Source organism: Streptomyces sp. NPDC051322 (assembly GCF_040689485.1).
Taxonomy (GTDB): domain Bacteria; phylum Actinomycetota; class Actinomycetes; order Streptomycetales; family Streptomycetaceae; genus Streptomyces.
Genome location: NZ_JBFBAK010000002.1, coordinates 714,017 through 740,231 on the forward strand (window position 1 = coordinate 714,017; position 26,215 = coordinate 740,231).

Consider the following 26,215-nt stretch of genomic DNA (forward strand, 5'->3'; position numbering starts at 1 on the left):
GTTATCGCTGGGCCAGCTCTGAGACGAACTTGCTGGTCAAGGCGGTGGGAGCGGTGATAGCTGTGCCGACGACGACACTGTGGGCGCCCCGAGCGAGGGCTTTGGTCGCCTCCTGCGGAGTACGGATGCGGCCCTCGGCGACCACAGGCACGTCCACCGCATCGGCGAGCGCGGCGACCAGATCCAGATCCGGGCCGTCCTGCTGCGGAGATCCAGTGACATATCCGGACAGAGTGGTCGACACCAGGTCGGCACCCTGGGCCGCGGCGGCAATGCCCTCGGCCAGGGTCGACACGTCGGCCATCACCAGGGCGCCCGCAGCGTGAACCGCCTCGACGAGCTGGGCGAACGTGCTGCCGTCGGGGCGTGGGCGGTCCGTGGCGTCGGCGGCCACCACGTCGGCTCCCGCTTCGGCGACCGCCAGGGCGTGGCGGACGGTGGGGGTGATGTACACGCCCGTATCGCCGTCCTTCCAGAGCCCGATCAGCGGAAGATCCACGGACGCCCGCACCGCGGCCACCACCTCGGGTTCGTTGGCACGGATCGCCGCTGCCCCGCCCGCCTCCGCGGCCTGCGCGAGCCGGGCGAGCGTGGCGGTCTCCCGCATGGGGTCACCTGGCGGGGCCTGACAGGACACGATCAGCCGGCCTTCGAGCGTGCGGGCGAGTGTTGGGGACGGACTGCTCATGGGTGACTTCCCGGTCGGTGGAGGAACACAGCGGTGGTGAGGGCGGCGGCGCCGAGCACGGCGGCGTCGGGGCCATGACGTGGCGGCGAGGGGCACAGATGACGCAGCGGTGGCATCAGCTCGCCCATGAAGGCGTCGCTCAGCGCTTCCCAGTAGCGGGGGCCGATCTGCGGTACACCGCCGCCGATGACAACCCGGTCGGGGCCAAGGGCGTTGGCGAGCCCACCGAGCGCGCGGCCTGCGGCCCGCGCTCCGGTGGCGATGGCATGGTCAGCGTTTCGGTCGCCTTCGCCGGCCCGCTCCGCGACGGTCTGCAACCGGTCGACGGGCCGTCCGCCGAGGCGCCGGTACAGGCGGGTGATGCCTGGCCCCGACGCGATGGCCTCGAGGTGCCCGGCGCCCCCGCAGGTGCAGTCGAGACCGGCGGCCTCCGGGCTCGGCAGGTGGCCCAGATGCCCGGCGATGCCGGCTGCGCCGTGCAGCATGCGCCCGTCACAGGCGAGGGCGCCGCCGACCCCCGTGCCGATGGCGGCGAACAGCAGGGAGGCGCTGTCGCCGCCGATGGCTGCCAGTTCGGGCCCCGCTGTGGCGCGGACGTCGTTGTCACAGGCGACCGGCAGACCCGTGCGGTCGGCGAGGCCGGGTCCGAGCGCGGTACCCGCCCACCCGCGGATCGAGTCCGTCGCACTGGTGACAGTGCCGGAACGCGCGTCGACGACTCCGGCTGCCGCCACACCGATCGCGGTCGCGCCGCGGTCGACGGCCCGGGCGGCGGCGCACAGCGCGTCGAGCACGGCATCGGCGCCCGCGCTGGACGGAGTCGGCCGGCTGTACCGGGCGAGGACGCTCCCGTCCGTTCCGACCAGGGCGGCAGCGATCTTCGTACCGCCCAGATCGAGTCCGATCACGGGCCCCGCCACGGAGCCGAGGACGCTGTTCATCGGGCCGGCATCAGTCCGGCTGCGTGCAGCCGTCGGCCGACGAGCGCGAGCGATGCGGCACTGAGCTGGATCTGCGGGAACGCCGTGTCACCGCAGTCGATGACGCCGAGCAGCCGCAGAGCTCCCTTGAAGGAACCGAGCGCCGAGGAACTGCGTCCCATCTCCGCGTCGGGGCCGACATCGACGATGCCGAAGAGTTCGACCAGGCGTTCCTGCTCCTCGGCGGCCCGGGTCCAGTCGCCGGCCAGCGCAGCCTCGTACAAGCGGACGTAGGCCGCGGGGTCCACGTTGCCGATGCCGGGAACGACGCCGTCGGCGCCCGCCAGCAGGGCTGCGTCCACGGTGAGTTCGGAACCGGTGAGAACGCTGAAGCGGGGCGCCGGGCCTTCCTCGCGCCCGCCGCGGCCACCGAGTTCGACGATCAGGCGACGCAGCCCGCCCTCGTCGCCGCTGCTGTCCTTGAGACCGGCCAGCGTGCCGTCCTCGGCGAGTTCGCGTATGAGGGACGTGGAGAGCTTGCTGTGCACGGACACGGGAAGGTCGTACGCGAACAGCGGCAGGTCGATGTTCTCCCGGATACGGCGGAAGTGCCGGGCGATCTCGGCGGGGTGGGTGCGCGTGTAGAAGGGCGCGGTGGCCACGATCGCGTCCGCGCCGAGCCCGGCCGCGACGCGAGCATGGTCGCTCACCCGCGGTGTCGTGGCGTCGATGACGCCGGCGAGCACCGGCACCCGGCCGGCTGCCGTGCGCACCACGGTCTCCAGGACGGTGCTGCGCTGCGCGTCGGTGAGATAGGCGACCTCGCTCGTCGACCCCAGCGCGAACAGGCCGTGCACGCCTCCGCCGACGAGGTGCTCGACCAGTCGGGAGAGCGACTGTGTGTCGACCTCGCCGGTGGCATCGAGCGGGGTGCAGACGGGCGGGACGACCCCGCGAAGGGGGGCGGTCAGAGGCATGGGTACTACTCCTGGTGCTGCTGGGCGCGGAAGCGTCGTCGGTCGCGGAAACGCGCACGATCGTGGTGGCTGTGTGCGACATGGGACGTCTGATGTCCTATGTCTGGCGCTAGAGTAGTCCCCGGCCGGCAGGAAACGTCAAGAGTCACCGGTCCCGCATCCGGTAGCTGATCCCGGATTGCGGGCTCTCCCCGGGCTCCCCGGGCACCTTCTTGGCGTATGAACTCTTGTATGTACGTGAGGCGTTGGAAACCGGTCTGATCGACGGCGTTGCGGCGTCGGTGCCGGCCGAGGGCCTCCGGGCGCGCGCACTCGTATCAGCCATGGAACGCGCGCCCTCCTCCTCAGCGAGGTACTCGACCCCTTCTGGGCTGCCTTGGACCAGGTGCGTGACGACGTCGGCGATGCCCACCAAGACCCGGCCACGACCCTCGCCCATCACCGGGAGATCGTCGACGCCATCGCCGCTGCCGATGGGCCTCGCGCGGCCTCCGCGATGCGGACGCATTCGATGGAATCAGAGACCGGCTGCCGCCGGGATCCGTCTCCGGCCGGCCCTGCAGGTAGCCGCCATCGGTGTGCTGAGCTGAATTAACCACCCACGCCGAAGTGTTGAACCGGCCGACGGAATTCCTCGCGACAAATGACCGATCACAAAAGGGCTCTTGACTCACAGTCGGCTGATCCGGGCGACGTGTTCAGTCGCAAAGGGAAGCGATCAATTGTCGGCGGACAGTCTCCTTCCGGTGCGCGCAGGTGAACGGCATTCGCGGCCGAAATGGGCGATTTGACTGTCTCATTCTATAAGTCCTCATGCGGTGCAATGCATCAATTTGTCATTCTCTGCACGCGCTTGAGGGGCCGGATCTTGCCCTGTCTGTGAAGTGAGTCACGCCCGGGAGTGCGCCGCAGCACCGGCTCCCTTGCTCACTTCGCCTGCCAGGAAAGAAAGTTGAGTTCGACAGCAGCGCGGGAGCGGCTGCATATTTCCATGGTCGAATTCGCAAACGAGATGTCGACGTCATTTCCGGACTTGTTTCATCCCGACGTTCTCGCTTACGTTCTCGTCACCCCGGACGGAACGCCGAATCCTGCCACTGTCCGGAAACCGCACTCACCCACTCACGCACGGCAGGAGCGGGGGACCCAGGTAAGTTCGCCGATCGCAGTACGAGATCGGCTCGGGGTGAAGTCGCATTCGTGCGGCCGGGCTTCTCCAGCCCGAACCCGACAGCTCACCCCGTAGGCGACGGAGAGGAATTCGTCATGGCTGCAAAGGCCAAGCACCGTCGTCCGAAGAGCACCCCGCTTGCCCGGCGTCTCGTCGCCGTGGGCACCGGCGGCGCCGCGCTCGCACTCCCCCTGGTGGCGGCTACCACTGCGGAAGCGGCGCCGGTCGCTCACCACGCCCCCGCCGATTCGGCGCCGGCGACTACCGCTGCCCACAAGGACACCCCCGAGACCTACTCCGTGGTGGCCGGCGACTCGCTCTTCAAGATCGCACGTGCCCATGACCTGAGCGGCGGGTGGAAGAAGCTCTACCGGGACAACCGGCAGGCCATCGGCGAGGACCCGTCGCTGATCCAGCCCGGTCTCACGCTGACGCTCGGCGCGAAGGCCGAGAAGTCGAAGTCCACGGACGACTCCCAGGGAACCGCGTCGACCACCGCCAGTAAGTCAGCGCAGAGCGGTGCGAGCACCGGCGCCGTCCCCGCGTCCGCCAAGACGTATTCCGACAACCTGGACGGCTGGATCAAGGAGTCGCTGGACGTCATGGCCGCGAAGGGTATTCCCGGCACCTACGACGGGATTTACCGCAACATCATGCGCGAGTCCTCGGGCAACCCGCAGGCGATCAACAACTACGACTCCAACGCGGCCGCCGGAACCCCATCCAAGGGGTTGCTGCAGGTCATCGCTCCCACCTTCCAGACCTACCACGTGGCGGGCACGTCGATGGACATCTACGACCCGGTCGCCAATATCACCGCCGCGTGCAACTACGCTGCCGCGATGTACGGCTCGATCGACAACGTGAACGGCCCGTACTGACGGGACCGTCACCCATCGGGCGGCAAGCGGACGATGGTGCGGGAGGGCACCGGCCCGGTTACTCGAACCGGTCGGTGTCGCCCGCCCCCCGGCGTACGATCTCCAGCTCGCCGCCGGAGAAGTCGATGACCGTGGTCGGCTCGGTGCCGCAGTCGCCCGAGTCGATCACGGCATCCACCACGTGGTCGAGCCGTTCCTTGATCTCCCAGCCCTGGGTCAGCGGCTCCTCCTCGTCGGGCAGCAGGAGGGTGCTGGAGAGCAGCGGTTCGCCGAGCTCGGCGACCAGGGCCTGAGCGACCGGGTGGTCCGGGATCCGGACACCCACCGTCTTCTTCTTGGGGTGCAGCAACTGGCGCGGCACCTCCCTCGTCGCGGGCAGGATGAAGGTGTAACTGCCGGGTGTCGCTGCCTTGATCGCGCGGAACACGTCGTTGTCGACATGCACGAACTGACCCAGTTGCGCAAAATTCTGGCACACCAGTGTGAAGTGGTGACGGTCGTCGAGGTTCCGGATCGACCGGATCCGGCTGATGCCGTCACGACTGCCCAGCTGGCATCCCAGTGCGTAGCAGGAGTCCGTCGGATACGCGACGAGCGCACCGGATCGGATGCTGTCGGCCACCGTGCTGATGGTGCGCCGCTGAGGATTGTCGGGGTGCACGTCGAAATACTTCGCCATCCGCCGAGTCTAAGGCCCGTTGCGGCCTCGCCCGGATGAAGACGTGCCCGCTCCGAGCCCGGGCCTGCTCGCGGGAGCGTCGTCTGCCGACACGTCGGCCCGGACCTTGAGGTAGGCGATCGTGTCGCCTATCGCGGTGATGAGGAGCCGGCTGCGACCGTTGTGGTGGGCGCTGCTGATCCGGGCCTCGACGACGGTGTCGCCGGGGAGTCCGCACACCGGCCGCGAGTCGGTGGCGGTCAGCGTTCCGTGCGGCAGGAGGAACTCCTCTTCTGCCCACTGGGTGATGGCTTGCAGGCCCTTGATGCGCCGCCCCGCGTCGGTGATCACACTCGTCGCGGAGAAGCAGCTCAACAGCTGGGCGAGATCCCCGGTATTGATCGCCTTGAGAAAGGTGTCCACCACCGATACGGGAGTGCTCTCCGTGCTCGGTGGGCCGGTCGGCTGCGTCTGAGTCTCCGTTGAGGCGCTCATGTCCCACGAGTGCCCGCAACCACCATCATCCACACATATCGTCGTATCAGCTGCCCGGTCGGGCGGATCGCTACCCCGAGTTGCGCGTACCTCGGGCCGCGCGGCGACCCGTCCACAGCAGTACCGCGCCCAGCAGCGCCGGCAGAGCGGTGCGCGTCACGCGGACTGCCGCCGGTGGGGACGGGCGGCGGCGGTCCGCGTGACGCGATCGCTTCTTCCGGTCGGGATGGGTCTCGTTCTGCCGAGCGATCCGCATGACCTCGGCGGTGTGCAGGGCCTTGCGCTTGGTGCCGGCGTGCTGGATCTGCGTCTTGCAGGAGAAGCCGTCGGCGACGACGAGTGTGTCGCGGTCGGCCTGGCGTACGGCGGGGAGCAGGGCTTGTTCGCCGCAGTCCATGGAGATCTCGTATTTGCCGTCCTCGAACCCCCACGAGCCGGCCAGCCCGCAGCAGCCGCCCTTGAGGTTGTCGACGTCGAGTCCCATGTCCTGCAGGAGTTCCTGTTCGGCCGTCATGCCGCCGGTCGCCCGCTGATGGCAATGGCCCCACAGCAGGGCGTTGCCCTCGAGTTTCGGGGGCCGGATGTCGTGTGCGCGGAAGAACTCCGCGAAGTGGTAGGAGTTACGGGCCAGCCGGGCGGCGTCGTCGTCGTGCGGCAGCATCTTGCTCAGTTCGTCCTTGAAGACGGCCAGGCAACTGGGCTCCATGCCGACGACCGGCGTGCCGGCGCGCACGTGCTCGCGCAGCGTGTCGATGACGTTGTGCAGGTAACGTTCGGCGGTGTCCAGGAAGCCGTAGTCGTACAGTGGCCGACCACAGCAGAGATGTCCCTCCGGCATGATCACCTGCCAGCCGGCGGCTTCGATGGCTTCCACACAGGCGACCCCCACCTCGGTGTGGAAGTGGTTGTTGAAGGTGTCGGGGAAGAGCACCACCGGTCGACCGCCGGGGTTGACCGTGCCGCCACGGCGCTGAAACCACTGTTGAAGCGTCATGGGGGCGAAGCGCGGCAGCGGTCGGCGCCGGTCGATACCGGCCGCCACTTTGGCGAGGTGGGAAAGACCCGGAGTGTGCGTGACGAAGTTGGCGACCTCGGGAAGCCGGGAAGCGATGCGCGCCGCCTGGTCGATGAAGCCGAACGCGTAGGCGTAGCGAGGACGCCAGCGGCGCAGTGACTGGTAATGGTGATGCAGGAACTCCGACTTGTAGGTGGGCATGTCCACGTTGACCGGGCAGTCATTGCTGCATCCCTTGCAGGCGAGGCACAGGTCGAGGGATTCGGCGACTTCCTTCGACTGCCAGCCGTCGGTGATCACGTCGCCCTGCAGCATCTCGAAGAGCATGCGGGCCCGCCCCCGGGTGGTGTGCTTCTCCTCGCGGGTGACCTGATAGCTGGGGCACATCGTGGTCTGTGCGTCGGGGACGCGGCACTTGCCGACGCCGACGCACCGCAGGGTCGCGTGAGCGAAGTCGCCGTTGTCCTCCGGATAGGCGAACTTCAGCTGCGGGCGCGGTGGGTTGTAGTCGGTGCCCAGCTTGAGGTCTTCGTCCAGCCGGTACGCATCGACCACCTTGCCGGGGTTCATCTTTCCCTGCGGGTCCCAGATCCGCTTGAACTCACGCATGGCGGTCACGAGTTCCGTGCCGTACTGCTTCTCCAGAAGTTCCGCTCGCTGCTGACCGTCACCGTGCTCGCCGGACAGCGAGCCACCCATGCTGGTGACGAGGTCGGCGGCGTCCTCCATGAAGGCGCGATAGGTGGCCAGGCCGTCGGCGTGCCGAAGGTCGAAGCTGAGCCGGGAGTGAATGCAGCCCTGCCCGAAGTGGCCGTACATCGCTCCGGTGATGGAGTGCTTGTCCATGACCTTGCGCAACGCCTTGATGTATTCGCCGATCCTGCTCGGCGGTACGGCTGAGTCCTCCCAGCCGGGCCAGTGATCCTTCCCGTCCGGCGGGAACGCCGTGGATCCGAGGCCGCCTTCCCGGATGGCCCACAGATCGCCGCTGTTGCCGCCCTCCTGAGCGCTCCTGGCCATGACGATCCGGTCGCGCGCATACCCCTTCTCGGTGGTCAGCCACTCCATGAAGGCTTCCGCCCGGGACACGGACTCCTCGGTGGTGTCTGCTCCGAACTGGACCAGCAGCCATGCTGCGCCGCCCAGGCGGGGCAGCTCCTCGATGTCGTCGACATGCATGTCCTGCAGTTGCTGGTCCCGGATCAGCTCATGGTCGAGCCCTTCCAGACCGATCGGCCGGAAACGCTCGACGATCTCCTCGCAGTGCTCGGCCGCGTCGGCCAGTTCGTCATACTCCACCACGACAAGGGTGCGCTGCAGCAGGGCCGGCGTGAGCATGAGCACCGCCTGCAGCGCGGTGGCACAGGTGCTTTCGGTGCCCACCAGGGCGCGCGCCACGTTGAAACCCTTCTCGGGGAGCAACTCGTCCAGGTTGTAGCCCGACACCCGACGCGGCATCTCATCGACCGACCGGTAGCCCTCCCTGATGACGTCGGCGTACCGGTCACGCAATGCGCGCAGAGCCGCGTAGATCTCCCCTTTGCGGCCGCCGTCCGCGATGATCCGGTCGAGCTGCTTCTCCTCGTTGACGCCCACCCAGAACCGCTCACCTTCATAGGTGACGATCTCGAGCGCGTGTACGTTGTCGGAGGTGCGCGGGCCCGGTCCGTAGAGCTGGGACTGCACGGAGTGGATACCGCAGGAGTTGTTGCCGAGGTTCCCGCCGATCACGCAACGCGAGTGGGAGGACGGGTCGGGGCCGAAGACCAGATTCCGCTGACCGGTGTGCCGGTTGAGCTCCTCGTTGATGACTCCGGGCTGGCAGGTCACCACGCGGGCGGCAGGATCGAACTCCCCGATGTCGGTCAGGTATTTGGAATGATCGATGACCACGGCGTAGTTCACCGTCTCGCCGGAGAGGCTGGTGCCGCCGCCGCGGTTCAGGATCGGCGCGCCGAACTCGTGGCAGATCCGGTGGACGGCCACCACGTCGTCCAGCGTGCGGGGGATGACCACACCGATCGGCACCTGACGGTAATTGGACGAGTCCTGGGCATACAGCGCTTTGGTGCCGTTGTCGAAGCGCACCTCGCCGCGCACGGCTTTGCGCAGCGCACGCTCCAGCTTCCCCACCGCGATGGTCTCGCGGGCTCGCGGGGGACCGGCGAGGCCGGGGTCCGTCTTGGCCGGAACCTGTTGCGTCGCTCGCCGCGGTGTACTCGACATGTCCGTATGTCCCTCTCGAAGATGACGTTCTGCCATGTTCAGGCCGGCCGGCGGCCATGGACGCGGTACCGCTCCGCGTCCGTCCACTTCACCTCCAGCCCGAGACCGGGCTTGCCGGTGTCGGGCCGGAGCGCGCCCCCGACGGGGGAGAGCGTGCCGTCGAGAACCATCCGCTCCACCCGCACGTGGTCGTGGAAGTACTCCAGATGGCGGAGCCTGTCGACCGCGCAGAACGCATGCGCGGAGACCGCGGGGGCGCAGTGCGCAGAAAGATCGATCAGGTGTGCCGCGGACAGCCCCGAGACGTGCAGCAGACCGGTGATCCCCCCGCACCGGGTGACGTCCGCCTGGAGGCAGTCCACTGCGCGGGCCTCGATCAGATTGACGAAGTCCCGCAGCACGAAGGCGTACTCGCCGGCCGCGACATCCAGCCCTCCCGGCCCCTTTTCACGCACCAACCGCAGTCCTTCGAAGTCGGCGGAGCTCACCGGCTCCTCGAACCAGGTCACCCCCCACTCCTCGGCGAAACGCCGGGACCAGTAGAGCGCCTGCTTCGCTGTCAAAGCACCGTTGGCATCGGTGAACAGCTCCGGCCCGTCGCCGATCGCCCGGCGTACCGCCGACAGCCGTCCGGGATCCTCGTCCGGTCGGCGGGACGTCTTGAGCTTGACCCGTCCGATGCCCTGCTCGACCCAGCCGGAGAGCTGATCGGCGAGCCGTTCCGGGGGGTAGTTCGTGAAACCTCCGCTCCCGTACACCGGTACCTCGTCGTGGAAGGCGGGCAGCACGGCGGTCAGCGGCTGTTCCAGCAGTCTGGCCTTGAGATCCCACAGCGCCACGTCCACCGCGGAGACCGCCATGGCGCCGACGCCGGGCCGCCCCGCGTTACGGATCCCGGCGAACATGCGGTGCCAGATCGCCGGAGGGGACAGCGCGCAGCTCCCCAGAGCGGTGGAAGCCAGCTTCGACTCGATGAAGGAGGCCACCGAGACGTCCCCGTAGGTGTAACCGATCCCGGTGGTGCCCCCGCTGCGCACTTCGACCAGCACCATGGTGGTGGAGTCCCACCCCAGTGTCCCGTCCTGCTCCACGCCATCCGGCCCGTCCGTCGGAACCTCGAAGGCGTGCACCTCCACCGCATCGATCGTCCGCTCCACGCCCACGGTCGCTCCCTTCCCGCTGCGCCCCGCCACGGGTGACGGAGGCTCTTCCGGGGTGTCCGGAACAGCGGGAAGTAAACGCGACCGGGTGTCACTCCTCGTTTCCGCGCCCGGGGAGACGCTCGGCGAACTCCGTCAGCTTCTGCCGCATCCCACGGGCTGCGATGCCGACCTTCTCGGGGTCGTGGACGGCCGCCTTGGCGGCCTTCTTGCCCTGCTCCAGCATGATGTGCGGCGGGATGGGGGCGATCTCCTGGTCGACCTTGAACTCCAGTACCACCGGCCGATCGCAGGCCAGCGCCTCTTCCCAGGCCTTGCCGACCTTCTTCGGCTGGTCGCAGTAGATGCCCTTCAGCCCGAGCAGCTCGGCGTAGCGGGCGTACGGCACGTCCGGGATGTACTGCGAGCCGGGATACTTCGGGTCGCCGGCCATCGCCCGCTGTTCCCAAGTGACCTGGTTGAGGTCCTGGTTGTTGAAGATGCAGAAGATGAACGGCGCGGTTCCGGCGAGCCGGTCGAGATACCGCTTGACGGTGATCATCTCGTTCATGCCGTTCATCTGGAAGGCACCGTCGCCGACGAACGCGATGACCGGCCGGTCCGGGTAGGCGAACCGTGCGGCGATCGCGTACGGCACGCCGGGGCCCATGGTGGCGAGGGTGCCGGAGAGAGAGGCCCGCATGCCGTCGCGCAGCTTGAGGTGCCGGGCCCACCAGTTGGTGCCGGAGCCGGAGTCCGCGGTGACGAGGGCGCCGTCGGGAAGCAGCGGAGAGAGCTCACTGGCCACCGCCTGCGGGTTGATGGTGTTGCCGAAGTGCTGGTCGGCGCGGCGTTCGCAGACGTCGTTCCACTCCCGCACGTCCTTCTCGATCTTCTCCCGCCAGCTGCGGTCCTCCTTGCGCCGCAGGTGGGGGATCAGAGCGTGCAGAGTCTCCTTGGAGTCACCGATGAGGTGGGCCTCCATGGGGTAACGGATGCCGATCATGCGACCGTCGATGTCGATCTCGACGCCGCGGGCCTGGCCCTCGTCGGGCAGCCACTCGGCATAGGGGAAGCTGCTGCCGATCATGAGCAGGGTGTCGCACTCCTGCATCATGTTGTCGGATGCCTTGGTGCCCAGCAGCCCGATCGGCCCGGTGACGAACGGCAGATCGTCCGGCAGCACCTCCCGGCCGAGCAGGGCCTTGGCCACACCTGCTCCCAGCAGTTCGGCGACCTCGATGACCTCGGACTGCGCCTTGGCGGCGCCCTGTCCGACGAGAATGGCGACCTTGCTGCCCTCATTGAGGACGCTCGCCGCCCGGCGCAGCTCGTCCTCGTTGGGCAGTACCCGCGGCTGACTCCAGCCGACGCTCGAGAACACCGAACCGTGCGCCTTGGGCGGGGACGGCTGGGCCTCCTCCTCCTGGATGTCTTCGGGGACGATCACTGTGGCCACACCACGGGTGGTCAGCGCCGTCTTGAAAGCACGGTCCACGACGTGTCGCGCCTGCCCCGGGTGCACGACCATTTCGCAGAACTCGGAGACATCCGCGAAGAGCCGGTCCAGGTGGATCTCCTGCTGGTAGTGCGATCCCAGGCAGAGCCGCTTCTGCTGACCGACGATCGCCACCACCGGCTGGTGGTCGAGTTTGGCGTCGTAGAGCCCGTTGAGCAGATGCACCGCCCCGGGCCCCGACGTAGCAGTACAGCAGCCGACCTCGCCGGTGAACTTGGCGTGGGCGCAGGCCATGAACGCGGCCATTTCCTCATGCCGGGTCTGGATGAACTCAGGGTTGCCCTCGGCCCGGTCGTACGCGCCGAGGAACCCGTTGATGCCGTCACCCGGATAGCCGTACACGCGCTTCACGCCCCATTCGCTGAGACGCTGGAGGATGAAGTCGGCAACCTTTGGCATGGCCTCTCCCATTCATGGTTCACAGGAACAGAACCGGCAGAACCGGCAGAACCTCCTCCGAGTTACCCGGACGCGACGGCGCAAACAAAACCGCTGTCCGGGCGACGGTGTGGTCAGCCCTCCTCGGCAGGGTCGGGCGGGGGGGCCGCCGAGCCGGGCATGGCCGGGTGGCGCGCGAGCACGTAGACGCCGACGACCACCGCGATCAGCCCGATGGTCTGCCAGGCCAGGGCGACGGCATCGGTGCGCAGCCGGTCTCCGAGGAAGCCGATGCCGCAGACGATTCCGGCAAGCGGTTCGGCAGCCGTGAGCGCGGGCAGGGACATGCGCAGCGGGCCCCCTTCGAAGGCGCTCTGAACCAGCATCAGGCCGGTGACGGCGAGGGCGACGACTGCGTACGGTTTCCAGCTCGTCAGCAGGCCGGCCACCCCCGAGTGATGCACGAGCTGGCTGGACACCCGGGTGAGGGCGTCCTGCAGTCCGTAAAGAATTCCGGCGGCGGCAGCCAGCAGGGGAGGTTCCTCGAAGAACGGCAGATGGCGGGCGATGGCGACGAGTACGAGTGCCAGTCCGGTGAGAAGGCCGATGACGAGCCAGTGCCGCAGCGGGCCGACCTGCGCGGAACTGCCGGTGGGCCGCCCTGCGATGATGAAGGCGGCCACCCCGCCACTGAGCAGCAGCACGCCGGCCCAACCGGACCTGCCCAGACTCTGACCGCTCGTCCTGCGGGCGAGCGCCATGGCGAACAGCAGGTTGGTGGCGAGCAGCGGCTCCACCTTGGAGAGGTCTCCCTTGCTGAGGGCGACGGCGCTGAGGATCTGGCCGGCCACCATGCAGCCGATACCCCCCAGCCACAGCGGAACGTGTACCAGGTCCCACAGCAGACGGAAGGAGAGAGCATCGCTGACGGGCGCCTGTTCGGCGGCGTGCTGCTGCAGCACGAAGCCGAGACCGAGCAGGCAGGCGGAGATCAGCCCGAAGAGGTAGACCACGAGAACCCGTCCTCCCTTCGGTCAGTGGTATGAGCAGGATTCTGCTCACCATTCCACCGGGGTACCCAGGGAAGCGGTATCGGGGCCGCGCCATTCCAGTAAGAGCACCGTGGCGGCAGGTCAGGGCGGGCGGAGTCGCGCCCGTCAGTCGCGCCGCTGGGAAGGCTCGCCCTTCGGCCCGTAACCACGCTCGGTGCGCGGGCCACTGCTCTGCCACTGCGGGTCTTCCTGCAGCGATTCGTTGGCTGCCTCGTTCGCCTGCCGGTCGGGAGTCCCGCTGTCTTCCGCCTCCTTGCGGAGACGAGCGCGGCGTGCGTCGTACTTCTTGCTGCCGGGTTCGGGCACCGTCCTCACCTGCCTATAGGTCCGTTCTGTGGGTATTGGTCGTGATCTGGAGTACCCGTCGCCGGGACAGGGCACGCATCAGGACCGGCTGAGATATGCATCTTCGGGCGCAGCGCGTGTTACGCCGGGTTCTCGCGCTCTCTCTCGTAGGCTCGCAGCAGCCCACACCCCAGGAGCGGTTCTTGCTGAGTGTCCTGCTCGCCGTGCTGGCCGCTGTCGCGAATGCCGCGGCCTCGGTCCTCCAGCGCAAGGCGGCGCGGGACCAGCCGGAGAGCGAGAACCTGAGTTGGCGGCTGCTCCTGTCTCTGCTGCACAGGCCGGTGTGGTTCGCCGGAATCCTGTCCATCATCGTCGGTTTCCTCCTGCAGGCGGTCGCGCTGAGCAACGGCCGCCTCTCGGTGGTGGAACCGGTGCTCGTGCTGGAACTTCCCGTGACGCTGCTCCTCTCCGCGCTGGTGTTCCGGAGCCGGCTGGGCGCGCGTGAGTGGGGCGCTTCGGCGGCGATGGCTGCCGGCCTGGCCGGACTGCTGTACTTCTTGTCGCCGTCCGCGGGCTCCAGCGCCGACGTCTCCGGACGGCTGTGGGCGGTCGCCTCCTGCGTCAACCTGCTGCTGGTCGGCGCCCTCGTGTGGTGGGCCCGGACGACACCGCCCGGCGCGCGCAGAGCAGCGCTGCTGGGTGTGGCGACCGGGTGCGGCTTCGGTTTCACGGCTGCCCTGATCAAAGGCATGACGCAGACGTACTCCCAGGGCGTCGCCGCCCTGTTCACCAGCTGGCAGGTGTACGCCATGATCGTGGCCGGCGCCGGAGCGATGTTCCTGCTGCAGTCGGCGATGCAGGCCGGCCGCCTGCTGGCCACCCAGCCCGGACTGACCATGGCGGACCCCGTCGTCTCCATCCTGTGGGGCGTCCTCGTCTTCGGCGAGGAGGTACGCGGCGGGGTGTTCATCATTCTGTCGGTCGTGGCCGCCCTCGTCGTGGCGGGCGCGGTCATCATGCTGACCCGCTCCCCGCTGCTCGCCGGGGAGGCCGGCCGGCAGGAGGAGAAGACGCCCCGGGGCCACGGCGAGGCGGAGAACCCATGAACGCGGCTCCTTCGTGAGCGGCCGGGCTCCCGAGAACCAGCCGGGCCGCGAGAACCGGCCGGGCCGCGAGAACCGGCCGGGCCGCGAGAACCGGCCGGGCCGCGAGAACCGGCCGGGCCGCGAGAACCGGCCGGGCCGCGAGAACCGGCCGGGCCGTAAGAACCGGCTGATCCCCCGGCTGAGAGAAAAGGTGCACCGCGCTCTCGGCGGGGCGGCGCGGACCAGAGCCGTCCTGGTCCTCGGTGCCATCCTCGGGCTGGACGGGGCGGACAAGGGCGCGGTCTCCACGATGGCCGGCCCGCTCAAGCACGCCTTCGGTATCAACAACACCGAGATCGGCCTGCTGCTCACCGTGGTCTCCCTGGTGGGAGCAGCCTGCACCATTCCGGTGGGGATCCTCACCGACCGGGTGCGCCGCACCCGCCTGCTCGCCGCCAGCACCGCACTGTGGGTGGCGGCCACCGCCATGTCCGCCATGGCCCCGTCCTACCTGTGGCTGCTGGTCGCGCGGGCGGCCCTGGGCGCCGTCTCCGCCACGGCGGGCCCCACCGTCGCCTCGCTGATCGGGGACTTCTTCCCGGTACGGGACCGCGCCCGGATGTACGGGGCTGTCCTCGGCGGCGAACTGCTGGGCACCGGTCTGGGCTTCGCGGTCTCCGGCATCGTAGGGTCCGCGCTCGGCTGGCGGTTCGCCTTCTGGTGGCTGGTGATCCCCGGCCTGCTCCTGGTCTGGGCGGTCGCGCGGCTCCCTGAGCCGGCCCGCGGCGGACAGGGCCATATCCAGCCAGGACAGGAACGCATCCAGGACGAACGGGAGATCACCGCCGACCGGTCGCAGCCGAATGGCGCTTCGCCGGGTGATCCCGGCGGGGACGGCGGGCCACCGGAGCGGAGCGCGGCAGAGTTGGCCGTGGAGCGCAGTGGTGTACAGCCGGACGAGCGGCTGGTGCTCCGTTCCGACCCGCGCAAGATCCCGCTGTGGCGCACCGTCGTGTACGTCCTGCGGGTCCGTACCAATCTGGTTCTGATCATCGCTTCCGCGCTCGGCTACTTCTTCTTCGCCGGGCTGCGCTCCTTCGCCACCCTGTTCATGACCCACCACTACGGGGTGAGCACGTCGGTCGCCAGTTCCCTGGTACTGGTGGTGGGGATCGGGGCCCTGGCCGGCGTGCTCCTCGGCGGCCGTGTCGCCGACCGGCTGCTGAGCCGGGACCGGGCCAACGCCCGGGTGCTGGTACCCACGGTGTGTCTGCTCGCCCTTCCCCTGCTGGTGGCACCCGCCCTCTACAGCACCTCACTGCTCGTCGCGCTGCCGCTCCTGATCTGCGGTACCGCTCTGCTCGGTGCGGCGAACCCGCCACTGGACGCCGCTCGACTGGACATCATCCATCCGTTGATGTGGGGCCGGGCGGAGGGAGTCCGGACGCTGCTGCGCACCGTGGGGGAGGCGGCGGCGCCCACCCTGTTCGGTTGGGTGTCGACGCAGGTGTTCGGTGGTCCCGACGGGCTGGAGTACACGTTTCTGCTCGCCCTCATTCCACTGATCGCCGCAGGTCTGCTGGGCTTGGCAGCTCTGCGCACCTACCCGCGCGACGTCGCCACCGCCGATGCTTCAGCCCGGGTGCTCGCGGCCCGGGCGGAGCGACAGACAAAGAGGTGACATGTGGCAGGCCGGCGGCGAGCCTCAGCACGGGTGTGCCGGCGGAACGGGATAAAGGAGAGCCCTGCTGTCGACCGGAGGCATCACATGCGTCTGATGCTCGTCCATCCGAGTTCGCTGATGTACTCGGAGATCTTTCTCCGTCTGGAGCCGTTGGGTCTGGAACGGGTCGCGGCAGCCGCCCGGGACGCCGGTCACGACGTGCGGGTGGTGGACCTGCAGGTCCTGTCACGCGGTCTCCTGGACCGGGAGATCGCCTCCTTCGCTCCGGAAGCGCTGGGCATCTCACTCAACTACCTGGCCAATGTCCCCGAGGCCATCGAGATCGCGCAGCAGGTCAAGGCGACGGTGCCGGGGTGTTTCGTCTTCTTCGGCGGCCACAGCATCTCGTTCATCGCCGAGCACGTGCTGGCCCAGGCGGACGGTGCCGTCGACGCGATCGTGCGCGGAGAGGGCGAACCAGCGATCGTACCGCTCCTTCAGGCCGCTCGGGACGGCGGGCTGAAGACGGTACCGGGGGTGGTCTGCGCCGAAGGCCGCGGACCGGCACCGACCATGCTGGAGACCCTCGACTTCCCCCGGCCGGCACGTGACCTCATGCGCAAGCGCAACCGGTACTTCATCGGTGAACTCGACCCCTGCGCCTCCATCGAGTTCACCCGTGGCTGTCCCTGGGACTGTTCGTTCTGTTCCGCGTGGACGTTCTACGGCCGCAGCTACCGCAAGGCGTCCGCCGAGGCCGCGGCGGAGGAGATGGCCTCCATCCGGGAACCCAACGTGTTCATCGTCGACGATGTGGCGTTCATCCGTCCCGAGCACGGTCACGGCATCGCCGCCGAACTGGAGCGCCGCCGTATCCGGAAGAAGTACTACCTGGAGACGCGCAGTGACGTGTTGCTGCGCAACCAGGAGGTGTTCGAGCGCTGGACCCGCCTGGGACTTCGCTACATGTTCCTGGGTATGGAGGCCATCGACGCCGATGGCCTCGACCTGTACCGGAAACGGGTGAGCCCCGACGAGAACATCCGGGCCCTGGAGGTGGCGCGGAAGCTGGGGATCAGTGTGGCGATCAACCTCATCGTCGACCCGGCCTGGGACGAGGAACGGTTCCGCGTCGTCAGGGAGTTCGCCCTGTCCGTTCCGGAGATCGTGCACCTCACGGTGATGACCCCCTACCCGGGGACCGAGATCTGGCACACGGAGGCCCGCCAGTTGACCACACGGGACTATCGGCTCTTCGACATCCAGCACGCCGTGGTACCGACGACGTTGCCACTGGACGTCTTCTATCGGGAACTCGTCCGTACCCAGTCGGTCATCAACCGCAAGCACCTGGGCCTGAGTACCGCCATCGGGGCGCTGGGCGTACTGGGTCGCAATCTCGCACACGGGCAGACCAACTTCGCCAGGATGCTCTGGAAGTTCACCCAGGTCTACAACCCCGGGCGCCAACTCGCCGATCACCAGCGTCACGTCCGGTACGAACTGCCCCTGCCGAAACAGCCCAGTACCCCCAACCGTCAGGACCTGTACATCCACACCAAGCCGGCTGCGCGGCGCTCACCGGCCGCGCCCGCCGCCGAATAGCCGGGGACGTCACCGGGAGGTTTCGCCCGCCGGGCGCCGGGCACTCGCATGCCCGGTGCGCCGAACGGCGCACCGACCACCGATCCGCACTCTCAGCGTCAACAGTGGGCGCAGAGCGCAGGGAGGACTCCGTGGCAGACATCTCCGAGCTGGAGCTCGACGCGTTGTGGGAGGGATTTCACAGCGCGGTCAACATGACCTCGCAAGAGCTGGCCGCCTGGCTCCGTGTCGACGACGCGGCCGAGGACAGTGAATCTCTGCCGGAGGACGCCGGAGCGGGAATCGGTCAGCAGGTCCTCTCCATTCTGCAGAAGCGGCGGACCGATGTGACCGACGAGGACGTGCGTGTCATGTACTTCGTCGTCGACAGCGTCGAAAGCCGGCGCGGCGATGCCACCGACAACGATCCCGAAGCGGGAGGGACGCAATGGCGTCATCAACTGATGCGGCTGGGACACGACCCACTCAAGGCGTCGGCCTGACGCCTACGGCATTCTGAGGGCCGACATGCTGATTCTCTCCCGTCGTGACGCGGACTGTCTGGTGATCGAGGTGCACGACGTCATCGACGGTGAGAACGCATCGACCATTCAGCGACAGCTGTTCGATCTCATCGACGGGGAGACGCAGGACAGCTATGTGCTCGACGTGCACGCTCCGCTGCTGAATGCGTCCGGCTTGGCTGTGCTATTGGGGTGCCACCAGTGCGCCGACGAGGACGGGCACCGATTGCTGGTCCTGCTGCGCGAGCCGCTGACCCGCAAAGTGGTACGGCTCGCAGGTCTCCACGATGTGCTCAACATCATCACGTCCTTGCCGGCGACCGACCGGAGCGCCCCCGAGCCGGGACTCCCGGCCGCTCGCAGCCTCAGCATCACCATGGCGGCCCATCACTACCCCGGACTCCAGCGTGGACTCACGCTGTTGGCGCGGTTCGCGTACGCACCTGCGGATCCCTTCGTGGTCACGCTGACGCTGGGTGCCGGTGAGGCGGAGCAGGCATGCTGGCGGCTTTCTCGGGAACTGCTGCAGGCCGGAATGGACGCACCAGCGGGGATGGGCGACGTACGGGTGTGGCCGGCCTCGGGGCGCGGCGCGTCCGGAACGCTGCGCCTGCGGCTCGGCCCGGAGGAGGACGGGGCCCTGTTCGAAGTGGATCACTCGAGGCTCGCGGCATGGCTGTCCCGCACCTTCGAGGTCGTGCCACCGCAACGGGAGGGCGAGCACGTCGACTGGGACGCCGAAGCCCGCCACCTTATCGCCGACTCGTAGCCCGACAGAGACCGTCCGAGGGGCGCGCCGGGCTCCCGTGCGGCCGGTAGTGCGGTGGCACGGTGGGCTGTTTGATGGGTGAATGGTGGGGCAGGCGATTTTTCGTGCTTCGGCCAGTAGGCACGCGCCGTGGGAGCGGCGCATCGCATGCCGTGGCCCCGGCAGGCCCGGTCCGGTGAGCTGGTCCCGCGGAGATCCGTCCGGCTGCATGCCCGAGGAGCAGATCGAATGCGAACTCCCGCCCCGTCCCGCCGCCCGCACGACGACTCCCCTGACACATCCGCCGCCTTCAAACGCCTGGCGACTCTGCCCTGCGGTCCGGAACGTGATGCGGTGCGGGAGGAGCTGGTCAGGGCCTGGTTGCCGATGGCCGAACGCATAGCGAGCCGATTCCGCAACCGGGGAGAGTTCCTCGAGGACCTGCGCCAGGTAGCAGCCCTCGGACTGGTCAAAGCGGTGGACGGTTATGACGTCGAGCGCGGGGCGTTCGAAAGTTACGCCGTCCCGACGATCACCGGAGAGATCAAACGGCACTTCCGCGACCGTATGTGGACGTTGCATGTACCGCGTCGCGTGCAGGATCTGCGTAACACGGTGCGCGCCGCGCGCAAGGAACTCCAGGCGAGCGGCAGCAGGGAGCCGACCATCGAGCAGATCGCTGCCCACACAGGACTGAGCCAGGACGATGTGCGGTCCGGGCTGGAGGCGCTGGACAGCTTCACGGCCCTGTCGCTCGACGCGGAGCTGCTGGGCACCGACGGTGGGTTCAGCTTCAGCGACACGGTGGGCGCACCGGACGCGGCGTTCGACGTCATTCTGGCCCGGGAGGCCGTCAAGCCCGCTCTGCGCCGCTTGCCCGAGCGGGAACAGAAGGTGCTCTACCTGCGGTTCTTCCGCGGCATGACGCAGAGCCAGATCGGTGCCGAACTGGGGCTTTCCCAGATGCACATATCGCGGCTGATCAGCAGGACGTGCGCCCGCATACGGGAGCAGGCGCTACGTGAGCGCGCACCCGGGCGGCCAGTCGGCGCGGAGGGAGACGGTGGCGGGGCAGCCGGTGCACGAGGGCGGCACGACGCCCGAGTCGACGCCCGGTCCTCAAGGCCTCGGTGACCCGCGCCTCGGTGATCCGCTGAGTGCTGACCGCTGAGGACCGAGGACCGGGGCGTCCGGTGTCGGGTCACCGGGTGCCGGCCTCCGGCTGTGAGTGCTCGCCGCCGTAGGACCAGCGCAGCAACGCCCCGAGACCACCGACCGGTGTCGTTCCGGCGGAGTCGCCGTCCCCGGCGTCGTTCGTGGGCAGGAGCACGGCTTCCGCGTCGGTCATCGCCACCGAACGCAGCAGGGCGTCGTCCGCGGGAGCGGCGAAGGGCTCCGGCTCACCCAGGGACCGGGCATCGGTACGACGCAGTGCGATCTGGTCGGGGTCCGGGCCCGCCCAGATCTCGCGGTGCACATCCGGGCCGTCCGGCCGCAGGAACAGGGTGTCGATGCGATGCTCGCGGGCTGCCTCGATCAGAGCCGGTATCCCCTCCGCGGCGTCCAGGTGCCCGCCGGAGAGCGTCCTGGCCTCCTGGAAGTGTTCCAGTTCATCGGCCGTGCGGCGGCGGACGTACTCCTCGCGTGCCCGCGCGATGTCCTCGTCGAGCAGCGGGGTCGCCGAGCCCGCCGCGCGGCCGGCCCGATCCGTTTCGACCGCCGTGGCCGCCAGATTCTGCGGGAGACGATCCCGTACGTACCGTCGTTCCCGCTCGTCACCGGCCAGGACTATCAGGTCGGCGCCGGTCTCCTCCTGGCACCTCTGCAGTGCCTCGGCGACGGTCTGCGCGTTCTCCTCCCAGGTGTTCTCCACGCTCAGCTGGAAGTGACGTTCCGACCAGTCGACGGACGAGGTGCGGTGGATGGGCCAGGTCCTGCCGGTCACCTGGCCCGCCGGCTGCTTCTCGACCTCGGTGCGCAGCTCGAAGTCGGCTCCGGTGCGGTCGATGTAGGCGACGAGACAGACGGGTTCGGCCGGCGCCAGTTCCAGCAGCGGTCCGACATGCGGCAGTGGTGACCAGGTGCTGGACGATTCGCGGGGAGGCCGGACACTCAGCGGGGGATCAAGAACCACTTCGCCATGGGCCGCGAAGAGCGCGCGCCCAGCGGCGCCTGCGCCGTGCGAGTAGGCGCCGAGCGCCTCACGGACCGCCCGGCAGGTGGCTTCGTCGGCCCCTTGCTCGGTCAGATCCCGAGTGACCTGCCGGGCTTGCAGCTCCCGCCGGTCCAGAGTCGCTTCATCGGCGACGGAGGTGTCGACGTAGACGGTAGCCCAGGGTCCCGGACGCTCGAAGAGCGGCGCGAGAGGTGCGAGCTTCATGGTTTCTCCAGGAATCGGTGAGAGTCTTCCGGGAGGAGCGAGTACCCGACGAAGTAGGCGTTACGCGGGCATAGGGCGCGGGTTTCCTCGGCCCCGATCAGTTGTCCACTTGCTGCTGGGTGAAGCTCCAGGCGTACTGAAGCCAGTCCGAGACGGTGGCGGCGGTGAGTCCGGCTGCGACCAGCCGAGTGGCACGGGGGACAGTGGCGTATCCACAGAGGAGTCCGCCGGCGACCCACGCTCCCAGGCAGAACGGGCACGCCAACAGCTCCCCGGTGGCCAGACGCAGGCCGTGTCCGCGGGGCACGTCCGTGACTTCGCTGGCACTGATCACCTCCTGGCGCCTGGTGAAAGGCGCTCGGACGAAACTGGTGATCTTGTCTTTGGCCACCAGGCGCGACGTCTTGTAGGTGGCGGCGCCGAGCAGGAACAGGTCCCACGGAGGCACGTCGGACGGCAGCGCCCGTCCGCTTCTGCGCGCCCAGAGCGCGAACAGCCCGGCACCGCCGGTGAAGACCGCGGCAAGCGTGGCGTAACCGGCCAGCGGCAGCTCTTCGTCCGGTGCGTAGCCACCGCCCTCCGAGGAGCCCCCACCGCTCGCGTCGTCGGTCGAGGGAGAGGGGTTGATCGGGCCTTCGGGATCTTGCGCTGCTTCCAGGGGATTGAATGCCATGACTGTCTCCCGCTCACGTCCGGGTGCTGCCGGCTTCCGCGCCCACCGTCTTCGGTGCTGACCGGCCTCGATGGTGCCTACGGCTTTCGAGACGGCCGGGTACCCTGGTCGCCGCGTCCCGCACCTGCTGCTCAGTGGCTGCGACCGCTGAGGAGATCGCGGGCCCGGTCCACGAGACCCGCACCAGGTGCGAGGAGCTTGTTCGCGGGCGGGGCGCTCGGAGCGGAGGGATGCGGACGGGTCGGCGCCGTCTGCTTGGCGCGGCGGACCTTGTCACCGAGTTCGTCGAGCATCTGCGGTGTACAGGCGGCGGTCAGCATGGGGAACAGCCGTCCTTCCTCGTCCCGCACATGATCGGCGACCTCGAACTTCAGCTTCGCCACCAGGTTGTCGAAATTGGTGTCCTCCGCGGTCAGGCCCTCGAGATCCTTGAGCAGCTGCTCCACCTTGGCGTGGTCGCCGATCTCCTTGTCCGCCAGTTCCTCGCCCCCTTCGACGTGCGCCCGCACCGCCGGGTACAGATACTGCTCCTCCGCGACGGAGTGCCGAACCAGCTCCGCCGTCAGTTCGTCCGCCAGTTCCCGCCGGCGGGGATTTCCCAGCGGCTGCTCCTCGATCTTCGTGAACAGCGCATCCACCTCGCGGTGATCGGTGGTGAGCTCCGCGATCACGTTCCCGCCGTGTGCCATCTCGGCCAGTCCCTTCGTCGTTGTACCGGCGCGTGAGGGTGCTCCGCTCCGTTTCAGCTGCTGCGCCCACCCGGCAGGTCGGGCAAGAAGCGATGTACCGCACCGACCACCGGAGCTACGCCGGGCGGAGCGGAACTCACTCCGACGGGCGAGGCATTCGCTCGCGAGCGGTCGGCCCGTAGCGGTGCGGGTTGCGTTACATGAAGTTGCGCGTGTGCAGCAGGGACAGTTCGCCAGCCTCGTCATCGGGAAAGCCCAGGCGGACGAGCCGGTGGCGGCGGCCTTCGTCCATCTCCGCCTGCAAGGACTGGACGGCGCTGTACCCGTGGGCGATCGCCGCGGAAGTCCACGAGCCGGCGGCGAGGACCACCAGCGCGTCGAAGACGTCCTGGTTCAGCCCCGCGGTGTCGACGAGAGCCTCATGACGGCGCTCCACCGCGGCGCGCAGGCGGGCACGGAGGCTCGGATCGAGCGACGCCTGGTGTTCGAGGTGAGCCACCCCGAAGGCCACATGTCTGGCCTCGTCCTGACGGACCAGCCGGGTGATCCGGCGGGTCACGGGATCAGGGGCGTGCCGGTCGAGGAAGGAGAGCAGATGGAGAAAGCTCCCCTCACCGAGTACCGACAGCAGAAACGAAGCGATGGTGAAATCCGGCTCGGACACCAGGGTGGCAAGCGAAGCACGGCCACCGGCGGACGAGGTGCCCATCCGCCCGCCCTTGAGCAGTGCCCGGCGGGTGAACACCTCGACATGCCGGGCCTCGTCGGCGGCCTGCACGGCGAGCAGTTGCAGGACCTCCCGGAAGTGCGGGTGTACCTGCGCGAGCAGCCGGCCGGGGATGACCAGCGCGGCCTGTTCGTTCTCCACCAGATATGTCATCACCTGCACCACGGCGTTCTCCACCTCGTCCGGCAGGTGGAAGTCCGCGTCCCACGGCACCGCCGAGGCGGGATCCCACTGGGCGGCAGCCGCGTGCGCGTACAACCGGGGGGCCAGATCCGCCCAGGCGATACTGCGCTCGGTGACGCCGAACAGTACGTCCGGACCGCCCGCCTCGACCAGCGCGCCGCGGGCGGCGAGCCCCCAGTGCAGCGGCGGCCTGGCGACCGTCTCGGCGGGGGCGGGTCCGCCGGCCCGCTCGGCGCCGTGCCACCGGTCGAGCGCGGCCCGGCCCCCTACGACCCGGGCCCCCGCGAACCCGTCCGCGGACGGGTTCGGAAGGACGCGATGGCCCTCCCGACGGCACCAGACCGCCAAGTGCACGGCCAGCGCCGGATCATGGCCGACGACGTGGATGGCTGTGCCGGGAGGCACCTGCGCCAGCGCCCGTTGCACCAGCAGATGGGCGCCCCGCTCGAAGCCCAGATCGCCCAGGTCCACCCGTACGGCAGGCGGCTCCCCGGACGTCACGGGTGGTAGCCCGTTGCCGTCACCCGGCCGTCCGCGGCATAGAAGCCCGCCTCGTCCACCGCGGTGGTCAGCGCGCCGTAGCCGCTCTCCCGCCCCGGACACCATGCGGTGAGTCCTTCGAGGTCGAGCAGGCGGCGGACCTCCGGGTCGGCGTACGACATGGAAAGCAGCAGACCGGTGAAGGTGGCGGCGAGCTCCGCGGAAAGCGTTCCGCCACCCGCCATGAGGCAGTGATCGTACGGCTCCGTCCGCGCCAGGATCCGGGTACTGCCCGGTGGCAGGGTGCTGTCGCGGCCGAACAGCAGGTGATTGGCATCGATCATGCAGACCGCCGCCACCTCCCCGGCGACGAGCGCCCGGGCGGCCTCCCGCTCGCCGCCGATGTGGTCGCCGTGCAGGCCGACCCCGGTGTCGAAGCGGCGCACCCGGAAGGTGTCGTCCGACCGCAGACCGAACCGCCGCAGGTACGACAGCGGAAGGAGGGTGGCCTGGGGCGAGTCGACGGCCCCCACTGCCACGGTCCGGTCCTTGAGGTCGGCCACCGAGGTGTACGGAGAGTCGGACCCGACCACCACCACGGAGGTCAGATCCCGGTCGGTGTCACGCATGACCAGCGGACTGACGTCCACACCGCGGGCGGCAGCCAGGCGCCGTGTGCGGACCCAGGCGAGCGGAGACTGCCAAGCGGCTTGCAGGCGGCCGTCGACGAGGTCCTCGGTCTGACGTTCGTAATGCGAATACAGGACGAAGTCGAACGGCAGGCCCTGGCCGCGGAGCCAGGAGCGGAACCCTTCCCAGATCGTGACGACTTTGGGGTCGTACGCCACCGCTCCCATCACCAGCGCCTTCACCGGGCCTCCTCGAACAGCGGCAGGCCCAACTCGGCGCGGCCGGCGAAGTCGTACAGCGCCTCGGTCGTCGGCGCCATGACACGGGCGGCCAGCGCGTCCCGGAACCTTCGCTCCACACCCAGTTCCCGCCGGAAGGCGGAGCCACCGCACAGTCGCATGACGCCATCCGCCACTTCGCCCGCCGCCTCGGCTGCCACGGCTTTGGCCTGCAGTACGCGCAGCATTGCGTTCTCCCGGCCGGACGCGACAGCCGTCAACGTGTCGTCGAGGAAGGTGCGCACCCCGTCGGTGCGCATCCGCAGTCGGGCGTACGTCTGCCGCGGCAGCGGCTGCTCCGACAGGCTCCGGTCGAGGTGCGCCAAGCGGGTGCTCATCAGGTGCTCGCGGGCGATCGTGGTGAGCGCCTCCATGACACCGAGCGAGAAGGCGGCACTCAGCACCAGGAAACACGGCAGTACCTTTTCCAGGGCCGCGTCCAGACCGCCGCCGTCGGGGCCCAGCATGGCCGACGCCGGCACGGAAACGCCCGTGGCGGTCACCGGACTCGACGCGTTGCCCCGGAGTCCGAATCCGTCGTAGTCACCCTGCACGTGGAGTCCCGCCGAGGCCCTGGGCACCAGCCACATCGTCATCGGCCCCGGCGAGCTCAGTGGCCTGCTCGACCAGACGTAGCTGTCGGCCCGGTCTGCCGAGGTGACCCAGGACTTCTCGGCATCGAGACGGACCGCGTCACCCTCGGGGGCCGCTGTGCCCGCCGGCACCCAGAAGTGGCTGCGCGTTCCCGTTTCGGAGAAGGCCAGCGTGGAGAGATGGCTGCCGTCGGCGACCGAGCGCCGTACGTCCTCGGGACCGTATGCCTCGATCACGGTGGTGGCCGCGTAGTGCATCAGCAGCACCATGGCGGTGGAGCCGCACACGGCGGCCAGGCGTTCGATGACGTGGCAGGCTTCGGCGAGGCCGGCGCCACCGCCACCGAACTCCCGCGGGCTCATCAGACCGAGTACACCCCGGCGCCGGAGAGCAGCGATGCTCTCTGCGGGAAACCGCCCGTCGCGGTCCACCAGGTCGGCCTGGGCCGCCACGGTCTCCTGGAGAACCGACTCGAGACCGGCACCGAGGAAGTCGGCGGCGTGCGGGCCGGCCCCGTGGACGTCGGCCCCGCGGGCACCGGCACGGTGGGCCGGAGCGGTGACTGTCATCAAT

Annotated in this window: 23 protein-coding genes, 1 pseudogene and 1 riboswitch; of the genes and pseudogenes, 8 read left to right on the forward strand and 16 right to left on the reverse strand. The window is 68.9% G+C overall.

The window, feature by feature from the left end:
- Position 1: 1 nt before the first annotated feature.
- The 3 genes from AB0436_RS07355 to AB0436_RS07365 are packed head-to-tail and all read right to left on the reverse strand — an operon-like array spanning position 2 to position 2,585.
- A complete protein-coding gene (locus AB0436_RS07355; RefSeq protein ID WP_366466726.1) occupies positions 2–688 on the reverse strand; it encodes a putative N-acetylmannosamine-6-phosphate 2-epimerase in 687 nt (228 codons plus the stop codon).
- Positions 685–1,629 carry an ROK family protein gene (locus tag AB0436_RS07360; protein WP_366466727.1) on the reverse strand — a complete coding sequence of 315 codons (945 nt, stop codon included), beginning with the start codon at positions 1,627–1,629 and terminating at the stop codon, positions 685–687. The genes AB0436_RS07355 and AB0436_RS07360 overlap by 4 nt, the downstream gene beginning before the upstream one ends.
- Positions 1,626–2,585, reverse strand: a complete 960-nt coding sequence (locus tag AB0436_RS07365) for a dihydrodipicolinate synthase family protein (protein ID WP_366466728.1) — start codon at positions 2,583–2,585, stop codon at positions 1,626–1,628. The genes AB0436_RS07360 and AB0436_RS07365 overlap by 4 nt, the downstream gene beginning before the upstream one ends.
- Positions 2,586–2,806: 221 nt before the next feature.
- Here AB0436_RS07365 and AB0436_RS07370 point away from each other — a divergent pair.
- A pseudogene (locus AB0436_RS07370) lies at positions 2,807–3,152 on the forward strand (FCD domain-containing protein); the annotation flags it as partial.
- 505 nt (positions 3,153–3,657) lie between these two features.
- A riboswitch (cyclic di-AMP (ydaO/yuaA leader) is annotated at positions 3,658–3,847 on the forward strand.
- Between the two features lie 4 nt (positions 3,848–3,851).
- A complete protein-coding gene (locus AB0436_RS07375) occupies positions 3,852–4,637 on the forward strand; it encodes a transglycosylase SLT domain-containing protein (RefSeq protein WP_366466729.1) in 786 nt (261 codons plus the stop codon).
- Positions 4,638–4,695: 58 nt separating this feature from the next.
- On the opposite strand, the gene AB0436_RS07380 is transcribed toward AB0436_RS07375, so the two are convergent.
- The 7 genes from AB0436_RS07380 to AB0436_RS07410 all read right to left on the reverse strand — a co-directional run bounded on the left by AB0436_RS07380 (position 4,696) and on the right by AB0436_RS07410 (position 13,425).
- Positions 4,696–5,316, reverse strand: a complete 621-nt coding sequence (locus AB0436_RS07380) for an L-threonylcarbamoyladenylate synthase (protein ID WP_366466730.1) — start codon at positions 5,314–5,316, stop codon at positions 4,696–4,698.
- 9 nt (positions 5,317–5,325) lie between these two features.
- On the reverse strand, positions 5,326–5,718 hold the full coding sequence (locus tag AB0436_RS07385) for a nuclear transport factor 2 family protein (RefSeq protein ID WP_366466731.1): 393 nt from the start codon (positions 5,716–5,718) through the stop codon (positions 5,326–5,328).
- 142 nt (positions 5,719–5,860) lie between these two features.
- Positions 5,861–9,031: an FAD-linked oxidase C-terminal domain-containing protein gene (locus tag AB0436_RS07390; protein ID WP_366466732.1), complete on the reverse strand. Its 3,171-nt coding sequence runs from the start codon at positions 9,029–9,031 to the stop codon at positions 5,861–5,863.
- Between the two features lie 38 nt (positions 9,032–9,069).
- Positions 9,070–10,188, reverse strand: a complete 1,119-nt coding sequence (locus AB0436_RS07395; RefSeq protein WP_366466733.1) for an enolase C-terminal domain-like protein — start codon at positions 10,186–10,188, stop codon at positions 9,070–9,072.
- Between the two features lie 94 nt (positions 10,189–10,282).
- Positions 10,283–12,088 carry a thiamine pyrophosphate-requiring protein gene (locus AB0436_RS07400; protein ID WP_366466734.1) on the reverse strand — a complete coding sequence of 602 codons (1,806 nt, stop codon included), beginning with the start codon at positions 12,086–12,088 and terminating at the stop codon, positions 10,283–10,285.
- A 113-nt stretch (positions 12,089–12,201) separates the two neighbouring features.
- Positions 12,202–13,080 carry a DMT family transporter gene (locus tag AB0436_RS07405; protein WP_366466735.1) on the reverse strand — a complete coding sequence of 293 codons (879 nt, stop codon included), beginning with the start codon at positions 13,078–13,080 and terminating at the stop codon, positions 12,202–12,204.
- Positions 13,081–13,224: 144 nt separating this feature from the next.
- A complete protein-coding gene (locus AB0436_RS07410) occupies positions 13,225–13,425 on the reverse strand; it encodes a hypothetical protein (protein WP_366466736.1) in 201 nt (66 codons plus the stop codon).
- A gap of 182 nt (positions 13,426–13,607) precedes the next feature.
- Between AB0436_RS07410 and AB0436_RS07415 the strand changes: the two genes are divergently transcribed.
- The 6 genes from AB0436_RS07415 to AB0436_RS07440 all read left to right on the forward strand — a co-directional run bounded on the left by AB0436_RS07415 (position 13,608) and on the right by AB0436_RS07440 (position 20,142).
- Positions 13,608–14,510 carry a DMT family transporter gene (locus tag AB0436_RS07415; protein ID WP_366466737.1) on the forward strand — a complete coding sequence of 301 codons (903 nt, stop codon included), beginning with the start codon at positions 13,608–13,610 and terminating at the stop codon, positions 14,508–14,510.
- Between the two features lie 13 nt (positions 14,511–14,523).
- The gene (locus tag AB0436_RS07420) at positions 14,524–16,170 is read left to right on the forward strand and encodes an MFS transporter (RefSeq protein WP_366466738.1); all 1,647 of its coding nucleotides are present in this window, start codon (positions 14,524–14,526) and stop codon (positions 16,168–16,170) included.
- 87 nt (positions 16,171–16,257) lie between these two features.
- Positions 16,258–17,757 (forward strand): hopanoid C-3 methylase HpnR, encoded by a 1,500-nt coding sequence (hpnR, locus tag AB0436_RS07425; protein WP_366466739.1) that lies wholly within the window; start codon positions 16,258–16,260, stop codon positions 17,755–17,757.
- A 140-nt stretch (positions 17,758–17,897) separates the two neighbouring features.
- Positions 17,898–18,239 (forward strand): DUF3140 domain-containing protein, encoded by a 342-nt coding sequence (locus AB0436_RS07430; protein WP_366466905.1) that lies wholly within the window; start codon positions 17,898–17,900, stop codon positions 18,237–18,239.
- Positions 18,240–18,264: 25 nt separating this feature from the next.
- Entirely contained in the window at positions 18,265–19,029 is a 765-nt protein-coding gene (locus tag AB0436_RS07435) for an SsgA family sporulation/cell division regulator (RefSeq protein ID WP_366466740.1), read from the forward strand.
- Positions 19,030–19,257: 228 nt separating this feature from the next.
- Entirely contained in the window at positions 19,258–20,142 is an 885-nt protein-coding gene (locus AB0436_RS07440) for a SigB/SigF/SigG family RNA polymerase sigma factor (protein ID WP_366466741.1), read from the forward strand.
- Between the two features lie 67 nt (positions 20,143–20,209).
- Here the strand turns inward: AB0436_RS07440 and AB0436_RS07445 are convergent, their stop codons facing one another.
- The 6 genes from AB0436_RS07445 to AB0436_RS07470 all read right to left on the reverse strand — a co-directional run bounded on the left by AB0436_RS07445 (position 20,210) and on the right by AB0436_RS07470 (position 26,211).
- The gene (locus tag AB0436_RS07445) at positions 20,210–21,388 is read right to left on the reverse strand and encodes a Vms1/Ankzf1 family peptidyl-tRNA hydrolase (RefSeq protein ID WP_366466742.1); all 1,179 of its coding nucleotides are present in this window, start codon (positions 21,386–21,388) and stop codon (positions 20,210–20,212) included.
- A 97-nt stretch (positions 21,389–21,485) separates the two neighbouring features.
- Entirely contained in the window at positions 21,486–22,061 is a 576-nt protein-coding gene (locus AB0436_RS07450; RefSeq protein ID WP_366466743.1) for a DUF1360 domain-containing protein, read from the reverse strand.
- A gap of 131 nt (positions 22,062–22,192) precedes the next feature.
- Positions 22,193–22,750, reverse strand: a complete 558-nt coding sequence (locus AB0436_RS07455; protein ID WP_366466744.1) for a hemerythrin domain-containing protein — start codon at positions 22,748–22,750, stop codon at positions 22,193–22,195.
- 196 nt (positions 22,751–22,946) lie between these two features.
- Positions 22,947–24,161, reverse strand: a complete 1,215-nt coding sequence (locus tag AB0436_RS07460; protein WP_366466745.1) for a ferritin-like domain-containing protein — start codon at positions 24,159–24,161, stop codon at positions 22,947–22,949.
- Positions 24,158–25,012: a PhnD/SsuA/transferrin family substrate-binding protein gene (locus tag AB0436_RS07465; RefSeq protein WP_366466746.1), complete on the reverse strand. Its 855-nt coding sequence runs from the start codon at positions 25,010–25,012 to the stop codon at positions 24,158–24,160. Before AB0436_RS07465 ends, AB0436_RS07460 begins: the two co-directional genes overlap by 4 nt.
- Entirely contained in the window at positions 25,009–26,211 is a 1,203-nt protein-coding gene (locus tag AB0436_RS07470; protein WP_366466747.1) for an acyl-CoA dehydrogenase family protein, read from the reverse strand. Before AB0436_RS07470 ends, AB0436_RS07465 begins: the two co-directional genes overlap by 4 nt.
- Positions 26,212–26,215 lie beyond the last annotated feature (4 nt).

Bases quoted from the DNA above. Each gene is read 5' to 3' on its own strand.
- AB0436_RS07450 (WP_366466743.1), bottom strand. From the start codon at position 22,061: ATGGCATTCAATCCCCTGGAAGCAGCGCAAGATCCCGAAGGCCCGATC.
- AB0436_RS07360 (WP_366466727.1), bottom strand. From the start codon at position 1,629: ATGAACAGCGTCCTCGGCTCCGTGGCGGGGCCCGTGATCGGACTCGAT.
- AB0436_RS07400 (WP_366466734.1), bottom strand. From the start codon at position 12,088: ATGCCAAAGGTTGCCGACTTCATCCTCCAGCGTCTCAGCGAATGGGGC.
- AB0436_RS07355 (WP_366466726.1), bottom strand. From the start codon at position 688: ATGAGCAGTCCGTCCCCAACACTCGCCCGCACGCTCGAAGGCCGGCTG.
- hpnR (WP_366466739.1), top strand. From the start codon at position 16,258: ATGCGTCTGATGCTCGTCCATCCGAGTTCGCTGATGTACTCGGAGATC.
- AB0436_RS07390 (WP_366466732.1), bottom strand. From the start codon at position 9,031: ATGTCGAGTACACCGCGGCGAGCGACGCAACAGGTTCCGGCCAAGACG.
- AB0436_RS07435 (WP_366466740.1), top strand. From the start codon at position 18,265: ATGCTGATTCTCTCCCGTCGTGACGCGGACTGTCTGGTGATCGAGGTG.
- AB0436_RS07440 (WP_366466741.1), top strand. From the start codon at position 19,258: ATGCGAACTCCCGCCCCGTCCCGCCGCCCGCACGACGACTCCCCTGAC.
- AB0436_RS07380 (WP_366466730.1), bottom strand. From the start codon at position 5,316: ATGGCGAAGTATTTCGACGTGCACCCCGACAATCCTCAGCGGCGCACC.
- AB0436_RS07470 (WP_366466747.1), bottom strand. From the start codon at position 26,211: ATGACAGTCACCGCTCCGGCCCACCGTGCCGGTGCCCGCGGGGCCGAC.
- AB0436_RS07445 (WP_366466742.1), bottom strand. From the start codon at position 21,388: ATGAAGCTCGCACCTCTCGCGCCGCTCTTCGAGCGTCCGGGACCCTGG.
- AB0436_RS07365 (WP_366466728.1), bottom strand. From the start codon at position 2,585: ATGCCTCTGACCGCCCCCCTTCGCGGGGTCGTCCCGCCCGTCTGCACC.
- AB0436_RS07455 (WP_366466744.1), bottom strand. From the start codon at position 22,750: ATGGCACACGGCGGGAACGTGATCGCGGAGCTCACCACCGATCACCGC.
- AB0436_RS07375 (WP_366466729.1), top strand. From the start codon at position 3,852: ATGGCTGCAAAGGCCAAGCACCGTCGTCCGAAGAGCACCCCGCTTGCC.